This is a genomic window from Streptomyces sp. NPDC012769, assembly GCF_042901205.1.
Lineage (GTDB): Bacteria > Actinomycetota > Actinomycetes > Streptomycetales > Streptomycetaceae > Streptomyces.
Map to the genome: position 1 here is coordinate 194722 of NZ_JBIBCP010000004.1, position 22269 is coordinate 216990.

Annotated in this window: 26 protein-coding genes; 16 read left to right on the top strand and 10 right to left on the bottom strand. The window is 72.6% G+C overall.

The genetic code is table 11. The annotated features are described in order from the left end of the window. Positions 1 to 58 precede the first annotated feature (58 nt). Entirely contained in the window at positions 59 to 1153 is a 1095-nt protein-coding gene (gene dapC / locus ACFY7C_RS22180) for a succinyldiaminopimelate transaminase (RefSeq protein ID WP_389653287.1), read from the top strand. Positions 1154 to 1275: 122 nt separating this feature from the next. On the opposite strand, the gene ACFY7C_RS22185 is transcribed toward dapC, so the two are convergent. Together ACFY7C_RS22185 and ACFY7C_RS22190 are read right to left on the bottom strand one after the other, a co-directional pair. Continuing rightward, entirely contained in the window at positions 1276 to 1671 is a 396-nt protein-coding gene (locus ACFY7C_RS22185; RefSeq protein WP_389653290.1) for an ATP-binding protein, read from the bottom strand. Between the two features lie 319 nt (positions 1672 to 1990). Beyond that, positions 1991 to 2920: a hypothetical protein gene (locus ACFY7C_RS22190; protein ID WP_389653293.1), complete on the bottom strand. Its 930-nt coding sequence runs from the start codon at positions 2918 to 2920 to the stop codon at positions 1991 to 1993. A gap of 38 nt (positions 2921 to 2958) precedes the next feature. Between ACFY7C_RS22190 and dapE the strand changes: the two genes are divergently transcribed. Together dapE and ACFY7C_RS22200 are read left to right on the top strand one after the other, a co-directional pair. Beyond that, the gene (gene dapE / locus ACFY7C_RS22195) at positions 2959 to 4065 is read left to right on the top strand and encodes a succinyl-diaminopimelate desuccinylase (RefSeq protein WP_389653296.1); all 1107 of its coding nucleotides are present in this window, start codon (positions 2959 to 2961) and stop codon (positions 4063 to 4065) included. Positions 4066 to 4149: 84 nt separating this feature from the next. After that, positions 4150 to 4899 carry a TIGR00730 family Rossman fold protein gene (locus ACFY7C_RS22200; RefSeq protein WP_389653299.1) on the top strand — a complete coding sequence of 250 codons (750 nt, stop codon included), beginning with the start codon at positions 4150 to 4152 and terminating at the stop codon, positions 4897 to 4899. A gap of 80 nt (positions 4900 to 4979) precedes the next feature. Here the strand turns inward: ACFY7C_RS22200 and folP are convergent, their stop codons facing one another. Then, the gene (gene folP, locus ACFY7C_RS22205) at positions 4980 to 5840 is read right to left on the bottom strand and encodes a dihydropteroate synthase (RefSeq protein WP_389653302.1); all 861 of its coding nucleotides are present in this window, start codon (positions 5838 to 5840) and stop codon (positions 4980 to 4982) included. Between the two features lie 113 nt (positions 5841 to 5953). On the opposite strand from folP, the gene ACFY7C_RS22210 reads away from it, so the two are divergent. Together ACFY7C_RS22210 and ACFY7C_RS22215 are read left to right on the top strand one after the other, a co-directional pair. Next, the gene (locus ACFY7C_RS22210; RefSeq protein ID WP_389653304.1) at positions 5954 to 6274 is read left to right on the top strand and encodes a hypothetical protein; all 321 of its coding nucleotides are present in this window, start codon (positions 5954 to 5956) and stop codon (positions 6272 to 6274) included. Continuing rightward, positions 6271 to 6861 (top strand): DNA-3-methyladenine glycosylase I, encoded by a 591-nt coding sequence (locus ACFY7C_RS22215; protein WP_389653307.1) that lies wholly within the window; start codon positions 6271 to 6273, stop codon positions 6859 to 6861. Before ACFY7C_RS22210 ends, ACFY7C_RS22215 begins: the two co-directional genes overlap by 4 nt. A 43-nt stretch (positions 6862 to 6904) precedes the next feature. Here the strand turns inward: ACFY7C_RS22215 and ACFY7C_RS22220 are convergent, their stop codons facing one another. Continuing rightward, a complete protein-coding gene (locus ACFY7C_RS22220; RefSeq protein ID WP_389653309.1) occupies positions 6905 to 7708 on the bottom strand; it encodes an enoyl-CoA hydratase/isomerase family protein in 804 nt (267 codons plus the stop codon). 43 nt (positions 7709 to 7751) lie between these two features. Here ACFY7C_RS22220 and ACFY7C_RS22225 point away from each other — a divergent pair, with 43 nt between their 5' ends. Together ACFY7C_RS22225 and ACFY7C_RS22230 are read left to right on the top strand one after the other, a co-directional pair. Continuing rightward, positions 7752 to 7895, top strand: coding sequence for a hypothetical protein (locus ACFY7C_RS22225; RefSeq protein WP_389653312.1), 144 nt, complete (start codon positions 7752 to 7754; stop codon positions 7893 to 7895). A gap of 93 nt (positions 7896 to 7988) precedes the next feature. Then, complete coding sequence (locus ACFY7C_RS22230) at positions 7989 to 8156, top strand: DUF3117 domain-containing protein (protein WP_006346801.1); 168 nt, start codon at positions 7989 to 7991, stop codon at positions 8154 to 8156. Positions 8157 to 8248: 92 nt separating this feature from the next. Here ACFY7C_RS22230 and ACFY7C_RS22235 read toward each other — a convergent pair whose 3' ends face one another. Continuing rightward, positions 8249 to 8983 (bottom strand): O-methyltransferase, encoded by a 735-nt coding sequence (locus tag ACFY7C_RS22235; protein WP_389653315.1) that lies wholly within the window; start codon positions 8981 to 8983, stop codon positions 8249 to 8251. 88 nt (positions 8984 to 9071) lie between these two features. Between ACFY7C_RS22235 and sigE the strand changes: the two genes are divergently transcribed. The 5 genes from sigE to ACFY7C_RS22260 all read left to right on the top strand — a co-directional run bounded on the left by sigE (position 9072) and on the right by ACFY7C_RS22260 (position 13493). After that, positions 9072 to 9830, top strand: a complete 759-nt coding sequence (sigE, locus tag ACFY7C_RS22240) for an RNA polymerase sigma factor SigE (protein ID WP_389653318.1) — start codon at positions 9072 to 9074, stop codon at positions 9828 to 9830. Continuing rightward, the gene (locus tag ACFY7C_RS22245; protein WP_389653321.1) at positions 9827 to 10534 is read left to right on the top strand and encodes an anti-sigma factor family protein; all 708 of its coding nucleotides are present in this window, start codon (positions 9827 to 9829) and stop codon (positions 10532 to 10534) included. Before sigE ends, ACFY7C_RS22245 begins: the two co-directional genes overlap by 4 nt. Before the next feature lie 85 nt (positions 10535 to 10619). Then, positions 10620 to 12281, top strand: coding sequence for a S1C family serine protease (locus ACFY7C_RS22250; RefSeq protein ID WP_389653324.1), 1662 nt, complete (start codon positions 10620 to 10622; stop codon positions 12279 to 12281). A 91-nt stretch (positions 12282 to 12372) separates the two neighbouring features. Further along, on the top strand, positions 12373 to 12816 hold the full coding sequence (locus tag ACFY7C_RS22255) for a sec-independent translocase (protein ID WP_389653327.1): 444 nt from the start codon (positions 12373 to 12375) through the stop codon (positions 12814 to 12816). A 74-nt stretch (positions 12817 to 12890) separates the two neighbouring features. Continuing rightward, positions 12891 to 13493, top strand: coding sequence for a hypothetical protein (locus ACFY7C_RS22260; protein ID WP_389653330.1), 603 nt, complete (start codon positions 12891 to 12893; stop codon positions 13491 to 13493). Positions 13494 to 13578: 85 nt separating this feature from the next. Here the strand turns inward: ACFY7C_RS22260 and ACFY7C_RS22265 are convergent, their stop codons facing one another. Genes ACFY7C_RS22265 through ACFY7C_RS22275 form a run of 3 tightly spaced genes read right to left on the bottom strand, consistent with a single transcriptional unit; the run spans position 13579 to position 16614 of the window. Next, the gene (locus ACFY7C_RS22265) at positions 13579 to 14712 is read right to left on the bottom strand and encodes an Mrp/NBP35 family ATP-binding protein (RefSeq protein WP_389653332.1); all 1134 of its coding nucleotides are present in this window, start codon (positions 14710 to 14712) and stop codon (positions 13579 to 13581) included. A 44-nt stretch (positions 14713 to 14756) separates the two neighbouring features. Continuing rightward, the gene (locus ACFY7C_RS22270) at positions 14757 to 15341 is read right to left on the bottom strand and encodes a DUF1003 domain-containing protein (RefSeq protein WP_389653335.1); all 585 of its coding nucleotides are present in this window, start codon (positions 15339 to 15341) and stop codon (positions 14757 to 14759) included. Beyond that, entirely contained in the window at positions 15334 to 16614 is a 1281-nt protein-coding gene (locus tag ACFY7C_RS22275) for a magnesium transporter MgtE N-terminal domain-containing protein (protein WP_389653337.1), read from the bottom strand. Before ACFY7C_RS22275 ends, ACFY7C_RS22270 begins: the two co-directional genes overlap by 8 nt. A gap of 219 nt (positions 16615 to 16833) precedes the next feature. Here ACFY7C_RS22275 and ACFY7C_RS22280 point away from each other — a divergent pair, with 219 nt between their 5' ends. Continuing rightward, positions 16834 to 17601, top strand: coding sequence for a hypothetical protein (locus tag ACFY7C_RS22280; protein ID WP_389653340.1), 768 nt, complete (start codon positions 16834 to 16836; stop codon positions 17599 to 17601). Between the two features lie 30 nt (positions 17602 to 17631). Here the strand turns inward: ACFY7C_RS22280 and ACFY7C_RS22285 are convergent, their stop codons facing one another. After that, a complete protein-coding gene (locus ACFY7C_RS22285; protein ID WP_389653342.1) occupies positions 17632 to 18144 on the bottom strand; it encodes a hypothetical protein in 513 nt (170 codons plus the stop codon). Positions 18145 to 18172: 28 nt separating this feature from the next. Further along, positions 18173 to 19315: a magnesium and cobalt transport protein CorA gene (locus tag ACFY7C_RS22290; protein WP_389653345.1), complete on the bottom strand. Its 1143-nt coding sequence runs from the start codon at positions 19313 to 19315 to the stop codon at positions 18173 to 18175. A gap of 428 nt (positions 19316 to 19743) precedes the next feature. Between ACFY7C_RS22290 and ACFY7C_RS22295 the strand changes: the two genes are divergently transcribed. The 3 genes from ACFY7C_RS22295 to ACFY7C_RS22305 all read left to right on the top strand — a co-directional run bounded on the left by ACFY7C_RS22295 (position 19744) and on the right by ACFY7C_RS22305 (position 22182). After that, a complete protein-coding gene (locus tag ACFY7C_RS22295) occupies positions 19744 to 20385 on the top strand; it encodes a suppressor of fused domain protein (RefSeq protein ID WP_389653348.1) in 642 nt (213 codons plus the stop codon). Positions 20386 to 20576: 191 nt separating this feature from the next. Beyond that, positions 20577 to 21215 (top strand): DUF6758 family protein, encoded by a 639-nt coding sequence (locus tag ACFY7C_RS22300; RefSeq protein ID WP_389653351.1) that lies wholly within the window; start codon positions 20577 to 20579, stop codon positions 21213 to 21215. Between the two features lie 106 nt (positions 21216 to 21321). After that, entirely contained in the window at positions 21322 to 22182 is an 861-nt protein-coding gene (locus ACFY7C_RS22305) for a PHP domain-containing protein (RefSeq protein ID WP_389653354.1), read from the top strand. Positions 22183 to 22269: the final 87 nt, after the last annotated feature.

A 22269-nucleotide genomic window follows, 5' to 3' on the forward strand; every position in this document is an offset into this window, starting at 1 on the left:
CCTCGCCGCTGTACGGGACCGACGCGTTTTCCGTACGTACGAGGAAGTGAGCCAACCCGTGAGCGCAGTCTCTTCGCGCCTGCCCGTCTTCCCCTGGGACAAGCTGGAGCCGTACAAGAAGACGGCGACGGCCCATCCGGACGGGATCGTCGACCTGTCCGTGGGCACGCCCGTGGACCCGGTCCCGGTGCTGATCCAGGACGCCCTGGTCGCGGCGGCGAACTCGCCGGGGTATCCGACGGTGTGGGGCACGAAGGAGCTGCGGGACGCGCTCACCGGCTGGTGCGAGCGGCGCCTCGGCGCCACCGGCTTCGCCCACGAGAACGTGCTGCCGGTGGTCGGCTCCAAGGAGCTGGTCGCCTGGCTGCCGACGCAGCTCGGCCTGGGGCCCGGCGACAAGGTCGCCTACCCGCGGCTCGCCTACCCGACCTACGAGGTCGGCGCGCGGCTGTGCGGCGCGGAGCCCGTCGTCTACGACGACCCGACCCGGCTCGACCCGGCGGGGCTGAAGCTGCTGTGGCTGAACTCGCCGTCCAACCCGACCGGCCGGGTCCTCGGCAAGGACGAGCTGCGGCGGATCGTGGCCTGGGCGCGCGAGCACGGCGTCCTGGTGTTCTCGGACGAGTGCTACCTGGAGCTGGGCTGGGAGGCCGACCCGGTCTCCGTGCTGCACCCGGACGTCTGCGGCCGCTCGTACGAGGGGATCGTCGCCGTCCACTCCCTGTCCAAGCGCTCCAACCTGGCGGGCTACCGGGCGGCGTTCATCGCGGGCGACGCGTCCGTCCTGGGCGAGCTGCTGCAGATCCGCAAGCACGGCGGCATGATGACGGCCGCCCCGGTGCAGGCCGCCACGGTCGCGGCGCTCGGCGACGACACGCACGTGGCCGAGCAGCGGGCCCGCTACGCGGCCCGCCGGGCCGCCCTGCGCGGGGCCCTGGAGGCGCACGGCTTCCGGATCGAGCACAGCGAGGCCAGCCTCTACCTGTGGGCCACCCGGGACGAGCCGTGCTGGGACACCGTGGCCTACCTGGCGGAGAAGGGCGTCCTGGTGGCGCCCGGCGACTTCTACGGCGAGGCCGGCGAGCGGTTCGTGAGGGTGGCGTTCACGGCGACCGACGAGCGGGTCGAGGCGGCCGTCAAGCGCCTGGGCTGATGTTGGATGTTGGATCCAACATCCTGGATCCAGCATCCTGGATCCAGCATCCTGGATACACGGACAGGCCGAGGGCCCGGGGGGCGGTGCTCCCCGGGCCCTCGGCTGTTCGCGGCGGCGGGTCAGCCGCCGATCGGCAGGCCGCCCATCAGGCCGGCGCCGGGCAGGGCGCCGGTGTTGGGGAGGCCACCCAGGGCGTCCGCGGCCGGGGCCTCGGCGGACTCGGTGGCCGCGCCCGCGGTCTTGCCGAGCGTGTCGGCCGCGCCGGCGGGGTCGCTCGCGAGCTGCTGGGCGGCCGGGGCGGCCTTGCCACCGGTCTCGCCCACGACGCCGGTCGCGGTCTCGAGGGTCGAGTCCGCCGCGGTGGTGTCCAGGGCGCTCAGACCGGGCAGGCCGCCGGTCGGGGCGAGGGAGTGGTCCAGCGCGCTCGCGGAGCCGGCCGCACCGACCACGGGGGCTGCTCCGGCCGCGACGAGCAGGGCGGCACGGGCGATCCGACGGGTCAGGGGGAGGGACATGGTGCTCCTTCGACGGAGAGGACGATTACGCCGTGACAACCGGCCCCGGGGCGGGGGAGGTTGCGGACGCCGAAGGTAAAGACTGGGTAATGCGTCGTATTGTCGGGCGGGGAGGAAAGCGGACGAACGCGTCAATGCGGCGGTGGTTGCCGAACCGTCACTTCCCTTGCGACGCAAGGGCATTGCCGTGACATGTCAGTCCGCTGGGAAGGTCACCGGAGAGCTTCGCGCCACACCGGCCGCATGACACGTCCGGGTGACAGCCCGTACGGCTGCGCACCCGCCGTTCGGACACACCTGGGCAGGCCGGGGGTATCCCCTAGCGCGCCAGCCGGATCCGTACCGCCGTGCCGTCCGTGCCCCGCGCGCCCGCCGGCTCCCATTCGCCCGAGGCGTCGTCCGCGACCCACACCCGGTCTCCGTACGCCACCTCGGCGATGCGCAGTTCGTCCGCCCGCGCCACCGCCCACTGGGCAAGCTCCCAGCCGCGCCGCTCCCGTGAGCCGCGGGCGTCGCGCACCGGTACGGAGAGCTCCACCGCCGCTGCCGGGGCCGCGTTCGCGCCGGCCGCGCCGGCGCCCTTCGGGGCCTGCTTCGGTGTCGTCTCCTCGCCGAAGGCCCGCACCAGCTCCCCGCGCACCCGCGCCGGATCGCCCGGCCGGCCCTCCTGGACGTCCGCCGTGCAGATCAGGGAGGCCGCCGACCGGCCGGTCAGTGCCGCCGAGAGCAGCGTCGCGTCCGGCTCGTGCTTCGCGTACGCCTGCGGGAAACCGCTGCGCTGCACCTTCTGCGCCGCCACCGTCAGCGGCAGCCGCGAATACCCCGGAACCTTCTCCAGGCCCTCGTAGAACTTCTCCGAGGAGTACACGGGGTCGAGGATCTGCTCGGGCGTCCCCCAGCCCTGCGAGGGCCGCTGCTGGAACAGGCCGAGCGAGTCCCGGTCGCCGTGCCCGATGTTGCGCAGCGCCGACTCCTGGAGCGCCGTGGCGAGCGCGATGGTCACCGCGCGCTCCGGCAGGCCCCGGCTGGTGCCGACGGCCGCGATGGTGGCCGCGTTCGACGCCTGCTCGGGGGTGAACTCGTACCGGTTCGCCCCGCTTCCGACGCTGCACCGGGGCGCACCCTTGCTGCCCGTGACGTAGTGCACCGCCACATAGGCGACCAGACCGAGGAGCACGGCGAACGCCGCCACGAGCCGGGCGGGGCGGCCACGGCGGGCGGGACGGGGAAGACGGCTGGGCTCGGACACGCGCCCCACCGTACTGGAGGCCGCGTTAGGGTCGGCACATGGCTGACACCGCTCCTCTCAGTGCCCCGCTGAACGCCTCCCTGGACCTCTCGCTCGACGGCGCCGCGCTGACCGCCGCCCTGATCGACATCCCCTCCGTCAGCGGAACCGAGAAGCCGCTCGCCGACGCGATCGAGCGGGCCCTGCGGGCCCTGCCGCACCTCACCGTCGACCGCCACGGCAACAACGTCGTCGCCCGCACGCACCTCGGCCGCGACGAGCGGGTCGTCCTCGCCGGACACATCGACACCGTCCCCATCGCCGACAACGTGCCCTCCCGGCTCGACGAGGACGGCATCCTGTGGGGCTGCGGCACCTCCGACATGAAGTCGGGCGTCGCCGTCCAGCTGCGGATCGCGGCCACCGTGCCCGAGCCCAACCGCGACCTCACCTTCGTCTTCTACGACAACGAGGAGGTCGCCGCCCACCTCAACGGCCTCGGCAAGATCGCCGAAGCGCACCCGGACTGGCTCGCGGGCGACTTCGCCGTCCTCCTCGAACCCTCCGACGGCCAGGTCGAGGGCGGCTGCCAGGGCACCCTGCGGGTCAAGCTGCGCACCGAGGGCGAGCGGGCCCACTCCGCGCGCTCCTGGATGGGCTCCAACGCCATCCACTCCGCCGCCCCGATCCTCGCCCGCCTCGCCGCCTACGAGCCGCGCAAGCCCGTCATCGACGGCCTGGAGTACCACGAGGGTCTCAACGCGGTCGGCATCGAGGGCGGCGTCGCCACCAACGTCATCCCCGACGAGTGCGTGGTCACGGTCAACTACCGCTACGCCCCCGACCTCTCCCCGGAGCAGGCCGTCGCCCATGTGCGGGAGGTGTTCGCGGACTGCGGCGTCGCCGAGTTCGTGATCGACGACGAGAGCGGCGGCGCGCTGCCCGGCCTCTCCCACCCCGCCGCCGCGGCCTTCATGAAGGCGGTCGGCGGCAGCGCCCACCCCAAGTTCGGCTGGACCGACGTCGCCCGCTTCAGCGCGCTCGGCGTCCCGGCCGTCAACTACGGCCCGGGCGACCCGCTCTACGCGCACAAGCGGGACGAGCACGTGCACGTCGAGCGCATCCACCACTGCGAGGCACGCCTCCGCGACTGGCTGACCGCCTGATTCCCGTAATTTCGCTTTTCGTCACCTCTGTAGACCTACCCTGACCGGACCGGAAGATCAGTGGAACGGTGAAAGGAGCGGGCCATGGGTGTACCCGAGGAGCCGAGGAAGCCGGAGGAGCAGCGACTGGGACCGGTGCTCAGGCGCCGTGAACAGATCCAGCCCGGCACCACGGACCAGCGTCTGCTCGACACCGAGGGCGACTCGGAGTGGGTGCACACCGACCCCTGGCGGGTCATGCGCATCCAGTCCGAGTTCGTCGAGGGCTTCGGCGCCCTCGCCGAACTGCCGAGCGCGATCAGCGTCTTCGGCTCGGCGCGCACCAAGCCGGACTCGCCCGAGTACGAGGCGGGCGTCCGCATCGGCCGCGCGCTGGTGGAGGCCGGCTTCGCGGTGATCACGGGCGGCGGCCCGGGCGCCATGGAGGCGGCCAACAAGGGCGCCAGGGAGGCCAAGGGCATCTCGGTGGGGCTCGGCATCGAGCTGCCCTTCGAGCAGGGCCTCAACCCGCACGTCGACATCGGCGTGAACTTCCGCTACTTCTTCGTCCGCAAGACGATGTTCGTGAAGTACGCGCAGGGCTTCGTCGTCCTGCCGGGCGGCCTCGGCACCCTTGACGAGCTCTTCGAGGCGCTGACCCTGGTCCAGACCCGCAAGGTCACCCGCTTCCCGATCGTCCTGTTCGGTACGGAGTACTGGAAGGGCCTCGTCGACTGGCTGCGCGACTCGGTCGTCGGGGGCGGCAAGGCGTCCGAGCACGACCTGCTGCTCTTCCACGTGACGGACGACGTGGACGAGGCGGTCACCCTGGTGACCAAGGAGGTCGGCCGCTAGGCCGCAGGCGGGCGGGGGCGCCGCCGCTCGGCGCCCCCGCTCCCGGTCCGCTCCCGGGTTTCTCCTGGCCCGCTCCGGGCCTACGCGAGTCCGCGCCGTGCCACGGCGGGCGGGCGGTGGCCCGCGATGGAGGCCACCATGTCGAGCACCTGCCTCGTCTCGGCCACCTCGTGGACTCGGTACACCTGGGCGCCGAGCCACGCGGAGACCGCCGTCGTCGCCAGCGTCCCGAGGACCCGCTCCTTCACCGGCCGGTCCAGCGTCTCGCCGACGAAGTCCTTGTTGGACAGCGACACCAGCACCGGCCAGCCGGTCTCCGTCATCTCGCCGAGCCGGCGGGTCGCCTCCAGGCTGTGCCGGGTGTTCTTCCCGAAGTCGTGCCCCGGGTCGATCATGATCCCGTCACGCCGGACGCCGAGCGCGACCGCCCGCTCCGCGAGACCCACCGTCACCCGCAGGATGTCGGCCATCACGTCCTCGTACACGGTCCGGTGCGGCCGGGTCCGCGGCTCCACACCGCCCGCGTGGGTGCACACGAGCCCCGCGCCGTACTTCGCGGCGACCTCCGCGAGCCGCGGGTCGACCCCGCCCCACGCGTCGTTGAGGAGGTCCGCGCCCGCCTCGCACACCGCCTCGCCGACGTCCGCCCGCCAGGTGTCCACGCTGATCACCACGTCCGGGTGGCGGCGACGGACCTCGGCCACGAAGCCGACCGTGCGGCGCGCCTCCTCCTCGGCGGTGACCTCCTCGCCGGGACCGGCCTTCACCCCGCCGATGTCGATGATCGCCGCGCCCTCGGCGACGGCCTGCTCGACCCGGGCGAGCGCCGGCTCGTCGCGGAAGGTCGCCCCCTGGTCGTAGAAGGAGTCCGGGGTCCGGTTCACGATCGCCATGATCACCGGCTCGTGGGGCCCGAATTCACGCCGTCCCAAGCGCAGCATCCCTTATGTCCTCCCTGGCGGCCGGTCGCCTGCCTCGTCTGCGACCCTAACTGTCGGTGGCGCATGGCACGATCGGCACGGGACGTTTTCCGAGGACCGGGAGAGGCACGCACGTGTTCTGGTTTCTGCTGATCACGATGGTCGTGGTCGTCGCGGCGGTCACCCTGGCGGTGGTCGGCGGCGGCGACAGCGAGGTGCTGCCCGAGGTGGCGCCCGAGCAACTGGTGGACCCGCTGCCCGCGACCCGCCCGGTCGGCCAGGCCGATGTCGAGGCGCTGCGGCTCCCGGTCGCCGCCCGGGGCTACCGGATGGCGGACGTGGACGACGTCCTCGGCCGGCTGGGCGCCGAGCTCGCCGAGCGGGACGCCCGTATCGCGGACCTGGAGGCGGCCCTCGCGGGCGGCAGGCCGCGTGACGAGGAGGACGGCGCATGAGCGACGGCACGGCGATCGCGGGGCCGGACGGCCTGCCGCGCTGCCCGTGGGGCCTGTCCACCGAGGACTACGTGGCGTACCACGACGAGGAGTGGGGCCGCCCGGTCCACGGCGACGACGCGCTGTTCGAGCGGCTGTGCCTGGAGGCCTTCCAGTCCGGCCTGTCGTGGATCACGATCCTGCGCCGCCGCGAGGGCTTCCGCAAGGCGTTCGCGGGCTTCCGGATCGCCGAGGTGGCCCGGTTCACCGACGCCGACCGCGAGCGGCTCCTCGCCGACGAGGGGATCATCCGCAACCGGGCCAAGATCGACGCCACTCTCGCCAACGCCAAGGTGCTCGCCGAGTGGGCCCCGGGCGAGCTCGACGCGCTGATCTGGTCGTACGCGCCGGATCCGGCGACCCGCCCGGCCCCGGCCGCGACCGGCGAGGTCCCGGCCGTCACGGACGAGTCGACGGCCCTGTCCAAGGCCCTCAAGAAGCGCGGCCTGCGCTTCATCGGCCCGACGACGGCGTACGCGCTGATGCAGGCCTGCGGTCTGGTCGACGACCACGTGGCCGGCTGCGTCGCCCGGGGCGCCGGGCGCTGACCCCCGCCCCCGGCCCCGCCGCCCGCCTCGGGCCCGTGAGCCGCTAACGGCCGAGGTACTGCGGCTTCTCCTTGGCGATGAAGGCCCGCACGGCGATCGTGTGGTCCTCCGACGCGCCGGCCTTCGTCTGGAGCTCGTCCTCCTTCTCCAGGGCCTCGGCGAGCGAGTGGTCCGCGCCGTACGCGAGGGACTCCTTCAGGGCCGCGTAGGCGACGGTCGGGCCCCCGGCCAGCTTGCGGGCCACCTTCGCGGCCTCCTCGGCGAGCGCGTCCGCCGGGACCAGCCGGTTCACGATGCCCAGCTCGTACGCCTCCTGGGCGCTGATCGAGCGGGGGAAGAGCAGCAGGTCGGCGGCCCGGCTCCGGCCGATCAGGCGGGGCAGGGTCCAGGACATGCCGGAGTCGGCGGTGAGGGCCACGCCGGCGAAGGAGGTGTTGAAGGAGGCGGTGTCCGCCACCACCCGGTAGTCGGCCGCGAGCGCGAAGCCGAAGCCGGCCCCGGCGGCGACCCCGTTCACCGCCGCGACGACCGGCTTGGCCATCCCGGCCAGCGCGCGGACGATCGGGTTGTAGTGGTCGCGGACCGTGTTCATGGTGCTGTTCGTGCCGGACTCCTGGTCCTGGAGCAGCAGCCCGACGTGCTCCTTCAGGTCCTGGCCCACACAGAAGGCGCGGTCGCCGGCCGCGGTGAGCAGCACCGCCCGTACGGCGGGGTCGGCGGCGGCCGCCTCGGCGGCGTCGCGCAGGGCGACCTTCGCCGCCACGTTCATCGCGTTCATGGCCTCCGGGCGGTTGAGCGTGATGGTGGCGAGTCCGTCGCTCACCTCGTACAGCACCGTGTCGGCCATCGCGTGGTCCCTTCGCGTCTTCGGTCGTCTGACGCTGCTCAGCATGGCGGAGATCACCGGTCCCGCACATGTGAGCTGCGTCAAAGAATCATCACCCGTCGACGGGGGAGCGGCGGCGAAGTATCGCAGGCGGATCGGCGAAATGTGTGGCTTTGTGAAAGCGCGTTGCGGAAGCGATGCCACCTGATGTTGGTCATCGGGTCCTGTGATGCGGGATAATGACCGTGAAGCAATCGTGTTCGATGCTGACGATGAGCTGGTTTCAGGAAGGGGAACGAGCATGGCGGCCATGAAGCCGCGGACGGGTGACGGCCCGCTCGAGGTGACCAAGGAGGGGCGGGGCATCGTCATGCGCGTTCCGCTCGAAGGCGGCGGCCGGCTCGTCGTCGAGCTGACCCCGGACGAGGCCGAGGCGCTCGGTGACGCCCTGAAGCAGGTCGTCGGCTGACACTTCCTAGTCGCGTTTTTCCGCTTCTGCCCCGGTACGGTAGCCACCGCACCGGGGCAGCGGCGTACCAGGGGGGCGTTCTCGGTCGCGGTTCAGGCGCCCCTGCGCACCGCGCACAGCAGGCCGTCGCCCACCGGCAGCAGCGTCGGGAGCAGCTCCCGGCTCTCCCGCACCGTCCGCAGCAGCTCGCGTATCCGCTGCACCTCGGCCGGCTGGGCCGACGAGTCCACCGTGCGACCGTCCGCGAAGACGCCCTCGAAGCAGACCAGACCGCCCGGTCGCAGCAGGCGCAACGATTCAGCGAGGTAGTCCAGGAGCTCCAGCCGGTCGCCGTCGCAGAGGACGAGGTCGTAGCCGCCGTCCGCCAGCCGGGGCAGCACGTCGAGTGCCCGACCCGGGATGAACCGCGCCCGGTTGCCCGCGAAACCCGCCGCGCGGAAGGCCGCCTTGGCGTGCGCCTGCCGCTCCGGCTCCATGTCCACGGTGGTCAGCACCCCGTCCGGACGCATCCCGAGCAGCAGATAGATCCCCGACACGCCCGTGCCCGTACCGATCTCGGCCACCGCCTTGGCGTCCGCCGTCGCGGCCAGCAGACGCAGGGCCGCGCCGGTGCCCGGTGACACCGAGGGCACTCCCGCCTCGCGCGCCCGGTCACGGGCCCAGCGCAGCGCTTCGTCCTCGGCGACAAAGGCGTCGGCGAACGCCAAGCTCGTCTGCCGGTTGGCGGTAATGGCCCTCTCCTGTTCCCGTCGTGGACGCCGTAGTTGACGCAGGCGTCGACTGTATCCGCTGCGCACGGGAACCCGCAGATGGGACCGCGCGTTCATAGGGACAGGAAGCGAGGCGGAGCGCCGGTCCGAGCCGGCCCCAAATTCGCGTAAAGATTCTTATCCGGAGCTAACGGGCGAGGTGGCTATGGTAGGGGCTCCACTGGACACCACCAGAGCCGACAGGGGAGGTGCGGCTGCGCCTGTGGCTAGGCGAGGAGCGCTGCGGCGCCTTCTCCGGTCGGCAGGTGAGCCGAAATCCGTGACCGACACCGCTGACCGTTCCCGCACCGCCGACTCCGCACCCACCACCGCGACCTTCGCATCGGATGCGGAATCGCAGGCGTGGACTCCGCCCAGCTGGGAGGAGATCGTCAGCACCCACAGCGGCCGGGTCTACCGCCTCGCCTACCGCCTCACCGGCAACCAGCACGACGCCGAGGACCTCACCCAGGAGGTCTTCGTCCGCGTCTTCCGCTCGCTGTCGTCCTACACACCGGGCACGTTCGAGGGCTGGCTGCACCGCATCACCACGAACCTGTTCCTGGACATGGTCCGCCGCAAGCAGCGCATCCGCTTCGACGCGCTCGCCGACGACGCCGCCGAGCGGCTGCCCAGCCGCGAGCCGTCCCCGCAGCAGGCCTTCAACGACACGCACTTCGACGCCGACGTGCAGCAGGCCCTGGACACCCTCGCGCCCGAGTTCCGCGCCGCGGTCGTCCTCTGCGACATCGAGGGCCTCTCCTACGAGGAGATCGCCGCGACCCTGGGCGTGAAGCTCGGCACCGTCCGCAGCCGCATCCACCGCGGCCGCTCCCACCTGCGCAAGGCGCTCAAGCACCGCTCGCCCGAGGCGCGCGCGGAGCGAGCGCTGGCCGCCGTCGGCTGGGAGGGCGGAACGGCGTGAGTGGCACCAGTCCGTCAGCGCACCCCGGGGAGCAGGGCCTCGCGGAACAGCACCTTGGGGACCGGTTGGCCGCGCTCGTCGACGGCGAGCTCGGTCATGACGCCCGTGAACGGGTCCTCGCCCACCTCGCCACCTGCTCCCGCTGCAAGGCCGAGGCGGACGCCCAGCGCACCCTGAAGAGCGTCTTCGCGTCCAGCGCGCCCCCTCCGCCGTCGGAGGGGCTGTTGGCACGCCTCCAGGGGCTGCCGGGGGGACCGCATGACCAGGGGGGACCCTTCGACGACCTCCTGCGCCGGGGCGGAGTGTCCGCCGACGGCTTCGCCACGGCGTCGCCCGTCACCCCGGACGCCGGATTCCGCATCCACGAGGTCGGCGACCGCTCGCCCTGGCGAGGGCGGCGCTTCGCCTTCGCGGCGGCCAGCGCGGTCTCCTTCGCCGCGATCGCACTGAGCGGCACCCTCTCCCTCGACACCTCGCGAAGCGGTCAGGGCACCGGAAGCAACGTCACGCCGCTGCGGGCCCCGGCCACCTTCGCGTCCGGCTCGCGCCGCGAGCCGGCGCCGGAGGCCGCGCCCCCGACGGTCGTTCCGGCCCGGCTCGAACTGTCCCCGTTCGTACGCCCGATGAGCCCGGCCCTCCGGCTCTCCTACCAACCGGGCCCGTCCCCGACCCCCGCCCCGGCCCCCAGCCCCTCCCCTCGCTGAGCGGCGACCTGGTTGAATCCAGGGTGAGGGGCGCGCCGTCGACGATGCGAGCGGCGCGGACAGGGTCATCTGTTGCGGGGAGAGCATGAAGAACGGGAAGCCGACCTGGTGGAGCCGGCCGTCGTCCACACCCACCACGCCGCCCGGCGCACCCGCCGACCAGGCCGGGGACAGCGACTTCACGCTCGCCGCCCCGGCCCCGGCCTCGGCACCGGCGGCTCCTTCGCCCGCTCCGGAGCCCGCCGAGGCGCCGACCGGGGTGTCGGCCGAGGGTGACGTGCCGGCGCCCGCCGAGGTGCCCGCGCCGGAACCCCAGCCGCAGTCGGTGCCGCAGCCGCAGCCCCAGCCGGTGCCGGAAGCGGGCCCCGAGCAGGACCAGGCGGCGGCCGCGCCCGTACCCCCGCAGGCGGCACCGCAGCCCCTGCACACGCCCGACCCGTACCGGACGCCGCCCTACGGCGAGCCGGGGCCGTGGGCGCCCGCGCCCCCGGTCCAGCGGCCCGTGCCGCCGGGACCCCCCGTCCCGCCCGTCCCGGCCCCCGTCGCCGCCCAGGCGGCGGCCCCGCCGCCCGGGGCGCCGGTCTACGACCCGTGGGGCGTCCACCACTCACCGACCGAGGGCCCGGCGCCCAAGAAGCCGCGGCGCGGCCTCGCGCTCGTCGGGGCGCTCGCGTTCGCCCTCGTCACCGGCGTGATCGGCGGAGGCGTCGGCGCGTACGTCGAACGGCACGGCGGCATCACCACCGTCGAGCTGCCCCAGGCCGGCCCCGCGAACTCCGGCCGCGCCCCCGACAGCGTCGCCGGGATCGCCGCCCGCGCCCTGCCGTCCGTCGTCACCATCCACGTCAGCGGCAGCGGCTCCTCCGGCACCGGCACCGGCTTCGTGCTCGACACCCGGGGCCACATCCTCACCAACAACCACGTGGTGGACGCCGCCGCCTCCTCCGGCGAGATCTCCGTCACCTTCAGCAACGGCGACTCGGTCCGCGCCAAGCTCATAGGCCGCGACACCGGCTACGACCTGGCCGTGATCCAGGTCTCGGGCGTCTCCGGCCTCAAGCCGCTGCCGCTCGGCGACTCCGACGGCGTCCGCGTCGGCGACCCCGTCGTCGCCATCGGCGCCCCCTTCGACCTGTCCAACACCGTCACCTCCGGCATCATCAGCGCCAAGGAACGGCCGATCACCGCCGGCGGCGAGAAGGGCGACGGCAGCGACATCAGCTACGTCGACGCCCTGCAGACCGACGCCCCGATCAACCCCGGCAACTCCGGCGGCCCGCTGGTCGACGCCCAGGGCCACGTCATCGGCATCAACAGCGCCATCCGGGCCGCCGGAAACGGCTCCGGCGGCGAGAGCGGAGCCCAGTCCGGCTCCATCGGCCTCGGCTTCGCCATACCCATCAACCAGGGCAAGCGCGTCGCCGAGGAGCTCATCAACACCGGCAAGGCCACCCACCCCGTCATCGGGGTGAGCCTCGACATGCAGTACACCGGCGACGGCGCCAGGGTCGGCGACAAGGGCAAGGGCGGCGCCGCGTCCGTCACGCCCGGCGGCCCCGCCGACAAGGCCGGCGTCCGGCCCGGCGACATCATCACCAAGGTCGACGGCCAGCGCGTCCACAGCGGCGAGGAACTGATCGTCAAGATCCGCGCCCACCGCCCCGGCGACCGCCTCGAACTGACCCTGACCCGCGGCGGCAAGGAGCAGACCAAGACGTTGACCCTCGGTTCCTCCTCGGGTACCTAGCCGCCATGTGGAGGACACCGCGTGGTACCCGCCGGACAGTTTCGGCGGGTACCGTGGACCGGGCCCGGGAACGGCGTGAAGGAGCTACAGGGTGTTCAGCGACATAGGCGCGCTCGAGCTGGTGACGCTCGTGGTCCTCGCCGTGCTCATCTTCGGTCCCGAGAAGCTGCCGAAGGTGATCCAGGACGTCTCCCGCTTCGTCCGCAAGGTCCGCGAGTTCTCGGACAGCGCCAAGCAGGACATCCGCAGCGAGCTCGGCCCCGAGTTCAAGGACTTCGAGTTCGAGGACCTCAACCCCAAGACCTTCCTCCGCAAGCAGCTCGCGGAGAACGAGGACCTGAGGGAACTGAAGGAGCTCCGCTCCTCCTTCGACCTCAAGAAGGAGATGAACGACGTCGCCGACTCCGTCCACGGACGCGAGTCCTCCCCGGCGCCGTCCGTTCCGACGGCCGTCAACGGCAGCCCCGACCTGCTGAAGAAGCAGGACAAGCCGGACACTCCCGAGCGCCCGCCGTACGACTCCGACGCCACCTGACGACGGCCTGTCACCGCTCCATCGCGTATCGGTGGCTATCCTCCCTCTGTTGACGCAACGAGGAGGCGGCCGAGATGAAGACGACGAGTCGGGTGGAAGCCGACGGCTTTCTACGCGCACCCTTCGCCTGGTACGGGCTCGACGAGGCGTTCACCGGGCCGCGCCGGCTGATGCAGATCGGCACGGCGGCGGACGGCACCGTCCAGTACGGCTCGATGGGCCACGGGGACGAGCCGTCGATAAAGTCCGAGGCCGGCGGCGCGGAGAAGGAGCGCTTCGCCGTCGTGGTGACCGTCGCCGCCAACCCCGTACGCCGCACCGGCGACGGCACGGGCGTCCTGGAGGCCACCACGGTCTCCTCCGCGGCCTGGCTGGCCGGCTCCGGGCTGCTCGCCCACACCTGGCCCGCGCAGCTCGACCACACCCTGCGCGACAACTGGCTGGACCAGCAGACGGAGACGGCCTTCGAACTGGCCGACGACCTCGAAGGCCCCGCCTGGTCCACGCTCTCCCTGCCGGTGGACGGCGCGCCGATGCCGTTCCACTACCGCGAGTCCGAGTTCGGCTGGGTGCTGGCCGGGTCGGCGCCGGGCGTGCACATCGGCGCGTACGGGCGGGGGATGAGCGCGTACGGGCTCGGCTTCGCCCAGGTGAAGGACCTCAGCGTCTACGCCTGACGGCGGCACGGGGAAGGGGCACCCCGGACGGGGTGCCCCTTCTGTCGGACCCGCTCAGACCCGCTCGGACCTGCTCAGACCCTGCTCAGAACTTGTTCCGCGGCGTGATGCCCAGGCTCATGCCCGACAGGCCGCGCTGGCGGCCGCCCAGCTTGCCGGCGATGGCCCGCAGGGCCGCACCGGCCGGGGAGTCGGGGTCGGTCAGGACGACGGGCTTGCCCTCGTCGCCGCCCTCGCGCAGACGGACGTCGATCGGGATGGCGCCGAGCACCGGGACGCTCGCGCCGGTCGTCTTCGTCAGACCGTCGGCGACCCGCTGGCCGCCGCCCGTGCCGAACACGTCGACGATCTCGTCGCAGTGCGGGCACGGCATGCCCGACATGTTCTCCACGACGCCGACGATCTTCTGGTGGGTCTGCACGGCGATCGAACCGGCCCGCTCGGCGACCTCGGCCGCCGCCTGCTGCGGGGTGGTGACGACCAGGATCTCCGCGTTCGGCACCAGCTGCGCGACCGAGATCGCGATGTCACCGGTGCCCGGCGGCAGGTCGAGCAGGAGGACGTCCAGGTCGCCCCAGTACACATCGGCGAGGAACTGCTGGAGCGCGCGGTGCAGCATCGGGCCGCGCCACACCACCGGCGCGTTGCCCGGGGTGAACATGCCGATCGAGATGACCTTCACGCCGTTCGCCGACGGCGGCATGATCATGTTCTCGACCTGGGTCGGACGGCCGTCCACGCCCAGCATGCGCGGCACGCTGTGGCCGTAGATGTCGGCGTCCACGACACCGACCTTCAGACCGTCCGCGGCCATCGCCGCCGCCAGGTTCACCGTCACCGAGGACTTGCCGACACCGCCCTTGCCGGAGGCGACCGCGTAGACACGGGTCAGCGAGCCCGGCTTGGCGAAGGGCACCTCCCGCTCGGCCGTGGTGCCGCGCAGCGCCGCCGCCAGCTCCTTGCGCTGCTCGTCGCTCATCACGTCGAGCGTGACGTCGACGCCGGTGACGCCCTCGACGCGCGAGACCGCCTCCGTCACGCGCTGGGTGATCGTGTCGCGCATCGGACAGCCGGAGACGGTGAGGTAGACCGTGACGGCGACCTTGCCGTCGTCACCGATCTCCACCGACTTCACCATGCCGAGCTCGGTGATCGGTCTGTTGATCTCGGGGTCGTTCACCGTCGCCAGTGCTTCGAGCACCGCGTCTTCCGTAGCCATACGGACGATGGTACGGCGCCGACCACCGGCGCCGGAAAGCCCTGTCAACGGTCGGGTACGTCACTGTGCCGATCGCCGTCCGGCGGGAATAGATCGCGGCGCCCGCCGTCCCGGGATTCCAGCTCCTTCAACATGTCCTGGAGCTCCGACCGCATCCAGTCGCGCGTCGCCACCTCGCCCAGGCCCATCCGCAGCGCCGCGATCTCCCGGGTCAGGTACTCGGTGTCGGCGATCGACCGCTCGTTCTGCTTGCGGTCCTGCTCCAGGTTCACCCGGTCCCGGTCGTCCTGCCGGTTCTGCGCCAGCAGGATCAGCGGCGCCGCGTACGAGGCCTGGAGGGACAGCGCGAGCGTCAGGAAGATGAACGGGTACTCGTCGAACTTCAGCGACGGCGGGGCGAAGACGTTCCACAGCACCCAGACGACGATCGTCAGGGTCATCCAGACCAGGAAGCGCCCCGTCCCCAGGAAGCGGGCGATCCGCTCCGACAGCCGCCCGAAGGCCTCGGGGTCGTACTCCGGAAGCAGCCGGGGACGCCGGATCCGGGGCTGGTCGAGCCGGATCCGCGGCAGCGTCCGGTCCCGCTCCCGGTCCCGCTCGCGGTCCCGTTCCTGCGTGCGCTCAGCCACCGGCCACCCCCTCCTCGTGGAACTCCGTCTCGCGCCAGTCGTCCGGCAGCAGGTGGTCGAGCACGTCGTCCACCGTCACCACCCCCAGCAGCGAACCGCTCTCGTCCACCACCGGCGCCGCCACCAGGTTGTACGCGGCGAAGTAGCTGGTGACGGCCGGCAGCGGGGTGTCGGGGCCCAGCGGCGGCAGATCGCTGTCCACGAGCGCGCCGACCAGCGTGAACGGCGGGTCCCGCAGCAGCCGCTGGAAGTGCACCGTGCCCAGGTACTTGCCCGTCGGCGTCTCGTCCGGCGGCCGGCACACGTACACCTGCGCGGCGAGCGCGGGGGAGAGGTCCCGCTGGCGCACCCGGGCGAGCGCGTCGGCGACCGTGGCGTCCGGGCGCAGCACGATCGGCTCCGTCGTCATCAGACCGCCCGCGGTCCGCTCCTCGTACGCCATGAGCCGGCGCACGTCGGCCGCCTCCTCCGGCTGCATCAGCGTCAGCAGCCGCTCCTTGTCCTCCTCCGGCAGCTCGGAGAGCAGGTCGGCCGCGTCGTCCGGGTCCATCGCCTCCAGGACGTCGGCGGCCCGCTCCTCCTTCAGCTTGCCCAGGATCTCGATCTGGTCGTCCTCCGGCAGCTCCTCCAGGACGTCGGCGAGCCGGTCGTCGTCAAGGGCGGCGGCGACCTCGGCCCGCCGCTTGGGGGAGAGGTGGTGCAGCACATTGGCCAGGTCGGCGGGGCGCAGCTTCTCGAAGGTGGCGACCAGGTTCTCGGCGCCCTGCCCGTGCTCCTCCAGGGAGAAGCCGGTGACGGCCGACCACTCCACGGTCAGCGTCTCGCCCTTGCGGCGCAGCGCGCCGCCCTTGCCGCGCCGCACGAAGACCTTGTCGATCTCCCAGTCGCGGCGGGCGGGCAGCTGCTGGATGGCCACGTCGAGGACGGTGACCTCCTCGCCCTCCCGCCCGTCGGGCTCCACCAGCCGCACCCGCCGGTCGAGCAGCTCGCCCAGCACCAGCCGCTCGGTCGGCCGCTGCTCGAAGCGGCGCATGTTGACCACGCCGGTGGTGATGACCTGCCCGGACTCGACGCCGGTGATCCGGGTCATCGGGACGAAGACACGGCGGCGCGACAGCACCTCGACGACCATGCCGAGCAGCCGCGGCGGCCGGCGGCCCACCCGCAGCATGGCCACCAGGTCCCGGACGCGGCCGACCTGGTCGCCGACGGGGTCGAAGACGGGGACGCCGGCGAGGTGGGACACGAAGATCCGGGGGGCGCCTGCCGCCATGCCACGCGCCTCCTCGGTGCCGCACGATTCGGGTCGATGTCGGGCCGTCGTCCCGCTTGCGGGTTCAGGCTAGCCCGTGCCGGTGCCCGGCGCTTCGGCAGAGCGCCCGTCCGGCTGCCTGCCAGGCCGTCTTCCGGCCCGGGTACGCTGCGGTCTGCCGTCCCCACCGGCACCCGGCTTTCACCGGCCCGTCCCCCCATCGACCCGAGAGGCGCCCAGGTGACCGTTCTCCGTCCGTCCTCGCGCATGCGCGGGGCCGTCCTGCCGCTGGCCCTGAGCGCCGGTCTCCTGTCGGCGCTGACCGCCTGCGCGGCCGACCCGGACGAGGGGACCAACGGCGTCGGGCGGCTCGACGCGACGGCCATCGAGCAGAAGGCCCAGTCGGCGGCGGACGCGGCGAAGGCGGTACGGCTTTCCGGCACGCTGGTCAGCAAGGGCGGCACGTACAAGCTGAACATGCGGCTCAAGCAGGACGGCGCCCTGGGCTCGGTGACCACGAAGAACAGCACCTTCGAGCTGCTGCGGGTCGGCGAAGCGCTCTATCTGAAGGCCGACGCGGCCTTCTGGGAGCACGAGGACACGTCGACGAACACGCCCGCCGAGTCGGGGGACGCCGGCTCCGAGGCCGCCGACAAGCTCGACGACAAGTACGTGAAGGTGCCTCAGGACGACCCCGCGTACAAGCAGCTGCGCGGCTTCACCGACATGGACCTGCTGCTCGACGGGCTGATCGGGCTGCACGGTGACGTCGTGAAGGGCGACTACGACAAGATCGGCGGGATCCGCACGGTCAACGTCAAGGGCGGCGAGGACGGCGAGGGCGGCTCCCTCGACGTCTCCCTCCAGGGCACCCCGTTCCCGCTGCGCTTCGCCCGCGGCGGCGGCGCCGGTGTGGTGATCCTGTCCGAGTGGGACAAGGACTTCCCGCTGGCCGAGCCGTCGAAGGGCCAGACCCTGGACTACGGCAAGCAGCTGCCCCGTACGTAGGCAGCCCGTACGAAGGCAGCGGGACGCTCCCTAGCGCTTGCGGCGCTTCTTCAGGAGCAGCTTCGGCAGGCCGGCCGGCATCGGGCGGCGGGTGATGCCCGGGGAGGGCAGCGGTGCCGCGGCCAGCGAACCGTCCGGCAGGTCGGTGGTCGACGAGCGCGGGTCCAGGCGCACCACCCGGCACTCGCGGGCCCAGCGCCCGGGCATCGCCTCGCCGTCGGAGGCGTTGAGCCGCTTGCCCTTCAGCTCGGCGACCGCCGCGTCCCACTCCTCGGTGCCGGGTGGCACCTCGCGCACGGCGGCCGTCCAGGCGACGATCCGGCCGCCCTTGTCCTTGCTGCGGACGGTGATCTCGGCGGTACCGCCGTCCACCAGGCCCGGCAGCGGTTGCTCGCCCGGGCCGTCGCCGACGACATGCGCGGCGCCGTCGTGCCAGACGTGCCACAGCGCCCGGGCGGCCGGAGCCTGGCCCCGTACCCAGATGAGGCCGGACTTCTTGGTGGCCTCCTCGACGAGGGCGGGCCCGAGCGACTGATCGGTCATGGCCGAAGCCTATCGACAGCCGTCGGCGCTACAGCCAGCCGTTGCGCTTGAGGGTGCGGTGGATGGCGAAGCAGATGACGGCGATGCCGCCGAGCACCATCGGATAGCCGTACTTCCAGTGCAGCTCCGGCATGTGGTCGAAGTTCATGCCGTACACACCGCAGACCGCCGTCGGGACGGCGACGATCGCCGCCCACGAGGTGATCTTGCGCATGTCCTCGTTCTGCGCGACGGTCGCCTGCGCCAGATTGGCCTGGAGGATCGAGTTGAGCAGCTCGTCGAAGCCGACGACCTGCTCCTGGACGCGGGCGAGGTGGTCAGCGACGTCACGGAAGTACTTCTGGATGTCGGGGTCGACCAGCCGCATCGGCCGCTCGCTCAGCAGCTGCATCGGGCGCAGCAGCGGGGTGACCGCCCGCTTGAACTCCAGGACCTCGCGCTTGAGCTGGTAGATCCGGCCGGTGTCGGCGCCGCGCGTGGAGCCCTTCGCGGGCGGCGAGAAGACGTCGATCTCGATCTGGTCGATGTCGAGTTCGACGGCGTCGGCGACCGCGATGTAGCCGTCGACGACATGGTCGGCGATGGCGTGCAGGACCGCGGAGGGGCCTTTGGCGAGGAGCTCCGGCTCGCCCTGGAGGCGGTGGCGGAGGTTGCGCAACGAGCCCTGGCCGCCGTGCCGGACGGTGATGACGAAGTCGGGGCCGGTGAAGACCATCACCTCGCCGGTCTCCACGACCTCGCTGGTGGCGGTGAGTTCGGTGTGCTCGACGTAGTGGATCGTCTTGAAGACGGTGAAGAGGGTGTCGTCGTACCGCTCCAGCTTCGGCCGCTGGTGGGCGTGGACGGCGTCCTCGACGGCGAGCGGGTGCAGCCCGAACTCCGCCGCGATACCGGCGAATTCGGCCTCGGTCGGCTCGTGCAGGCCGATCCACGCGAAGCCCCCGCTCTCGCGCACCTGGCGCATCGCGCCGCGCGGCGTGAGGCACGCCCGGTCGTCGACGCGGCGCCCGTCGCGGTAGACGGCGCAGTCCACGACCGCGGTGGCGGCCGTGGGGTCGCGGGTGGCGTCGTAGTTGGCGTACGGCGAGGAGCCGGCGCCGACTCCGGTCTTGCGCAGGGGGTGCCGCAGGGAGGGGCGGACGGCGGCGCGGAGGTCGCGGATCATCGACATGGCGTGCTGCTCCTTCACGGAGAGGCCGTCGGCGAGCGTGGCACAGCCCGGAATGGGGACGTGGGGCCACGACGTCCACAAAGCGGGCGGCACCGGAGGATCGCGGTGACGGCGTTCGCTACAGACAGGCAAAAAGAGGTGTGCTCTTCCGTCGTGCGCGATGCCGGAGAGGAGAGGGCTTAAAAAGCTGCCAGGTCCTGGATCACCGGAGGGAGGAACGCACCGGGCTCGGGTGCGGTGCGGCGGAAGAGCGGCTGGTACTGCCCGATCGACTTCGATCCATCGCAGTCCCACCTCCTCCGGCCGGTCCCTCGTGAGGGATGACGTGTGACGAGCAGTCGGGAATCCCGACCAGTGGCCAAGACTATCAGCCGACTGAGGGTCAATCCCTTCCTTTGCCCGTTCCATACGCGCTTTATGCTCGCCGCATGGGAGAAATTCTTGCGCTGGTCGAGGCCCGGCTCCGTACGGCCTTCGGCGAGCCGGACGCACGGGCCGCGGTCACCTTCCTCGGCACCGACCGCATCGAGGTGCTCCGCTTCGTCGACACCGACGCCGGTCTCGTGCGCTACGCGACCCTCGGCATGTCCGCGCAGCCGATGGCCGACCCCACCGCCGTGCTCGCCGACCCGGTGAAGGGACCGCGCGCCGAGCTGGTGCTCTCCGTACGGGCCGGGCTCGCCGACACCGACAAGGTGCTGCGGCCGCTCGCGGTGCTCGCCGCCACCCCTCAGGTGGAGGGCGTGGTCGTGGCTCCCGGCGCCTCGCTCGACGTGGGTGAGCCGCTGTGGCCCGGCGCCCCGTTCAGCTCGGTGCTCGTCGCCGAGTCCGGCGGCCTGGTCGAGGACCTGGATCTGAATGAGGCGATGTCGCGAAGCGACTCCGTGAGGGGTGGTGGTCGGGCGGCGGGCGGGACGATGGACCCGGTGCGCTTCCTGCCGCTGCTGCCGATGACGTCGAACGAGGCCGCGTGGAAGCGGGTGCACGGCGCGCAGGCCCTGGAGGAGCGCTGGCTGGCGAACGGGACCGACCTGCGCGACCCGCTGCGCCGGTCCGTGACGCTGGACTGACCGGGTCCGGCCCCGGGACCGGGCCCATCGGGCCGAGCCGGGCGTCGGGGCCCCGCCCGCCCCGGGGCCGGACCCGGGCGCCTCGCTGTTCGAGACCGGCGGCGGACCGAGGGTGAACGGCTCCGGCCGGACGGGTGATCATCGGTGATCGTCCTTGACGCGGGGCTCCGGTGGTAGGACCGTTGAGCCCTATGAGGGGCGAACCCAGTTGCCCGAAGTGCGGTGGCCGGGTCAGGGCGCCCGGTCTCTTTGCCGACTCGTGGCAGTGCGACGTGCATGGCTCGGTGCACCCGCTGCAGCCCGTGATCCCGCCCAGCGTCGAGGCCCTCGGTGTCGTGGTGCACCGGGCCCACGTGCCGGTGTGGATGCCGTGGCCCCTACCCGTCGGATGGCTCTTCACCGGGGTTGCGTACGCCGGTGACGACCGCAGCGGCGGTCGCGCGACCGCCGTCGCCTGCTCGGGACCCGGTCCGCTCGGCGGCATCGGAGAACTGCTGCTCGTCGCCGAGGAGCTCGGCGTCGGCCTCGGCGCCCGGTACGCGGGCATCGACGGACCCGATCCCGGACCCGGCATGTCGATCGACAAGCCGCCGCAGGTCAAGGTGCTCGCCGCCGGCCGGCCGACCCCGCTCTGGCACGTCAACGGCGCCCCGCAGGACCGCGCGGTCTTCGCGGGCGAGGCCCGCGGGCTGTGGCTGTGGGCGATCGTCTGGCCCGAGCAGTCCGGTCTGCTGATGTACGACGAGCTGGTCCTGACCGACCTGCGGGACGCGGGCGCGGAGGTCGAACTGCTGCCCTGCGGGGCGCTGACGCCGAGGCTCCTGACATAAGGGATGGTAAGGGGCGACCGGTTCGCCGAGACCGTACGAGCGTGTTCGATTCGCCCGTTATGCTGGAGCGTCCCCACCGTCCGCCCCGAACCCTGGAGTCCGCGTCGTGCGCATCGATCTGCACACCCACTCCACGGCCTCCGACGGTACGGACACCCCGGCCGAGCTGGTGCGCAAGGCTGCCGCCGCCGGGCTCGACGTGGTCGCGCTGACCGACCACGACACCACGCGCGGGCACGCGGAGGCGGTCGCCGCCCTGCCCGAGGGCCTCACCCTGGTCACCGGGGCCGAGCTGTCCTGCCGCCTGGACGGCGTGAGCCTGCACATGCTGGCGTACCTCTTCGACCCCGAGGAGCCCGCCCTGATCGCCGAGCGCGAGCTGGTCAGGGACGACCGGGTGCCCCGGGCGCGCGCGATGGTCGGCAAGCTCCAGGAGCTGGGCGTGCCCGTCACCTGGGAGCAGGTCGCCCGGATCGCCGGCGACGGCTCCGTGGGCCGCCCGCACGTCGCGGAGGCCCTCGTCGAGCTCGGCGTCGTGCCGGACGTCTCCGGCGCCTTCACGGCCGAGTGGCTCGCCGACGGCGGTCGCGCCTACGTGGAGAAGCACGAGCTGGACCCGGTGGACGCGATCCGCCTGGTCAAGGCCGCCGGCGGGGTCACCGTCTTCGCCCACCCGCTGGCCGTCAAGCGCGGCGAGTGCGTGCCGGAGTCCGCGATAGCCGAGCTGGCCGAGGCCGGTCTCGACGGCATCGAGGTGGACCACATGGACCACGACGAGCCGACCCGGGCGCGGCTGCGCGGCCTGGCGAAGGAGCTGGGGCTGCTGACCACCGGCTCCAGCGACTACCACGGCAGCCGCAAGACCTGCGAGCTCGGCGACTTCACCACCGACCCCGAGATCTACGGCGAGATCACCCGCCGTGCCACGGGCGCCTTCCCGGTGCCGGGCGCCGGCGGACGCGCCTAGCCAGGCGCCGGTCCGTCCGGTTCGCCGCCGGTTCCGCCGGCTCACCGCCGCTCCGTCCGTCCGGTCGCCCGCCCTCGGGTGACCGGC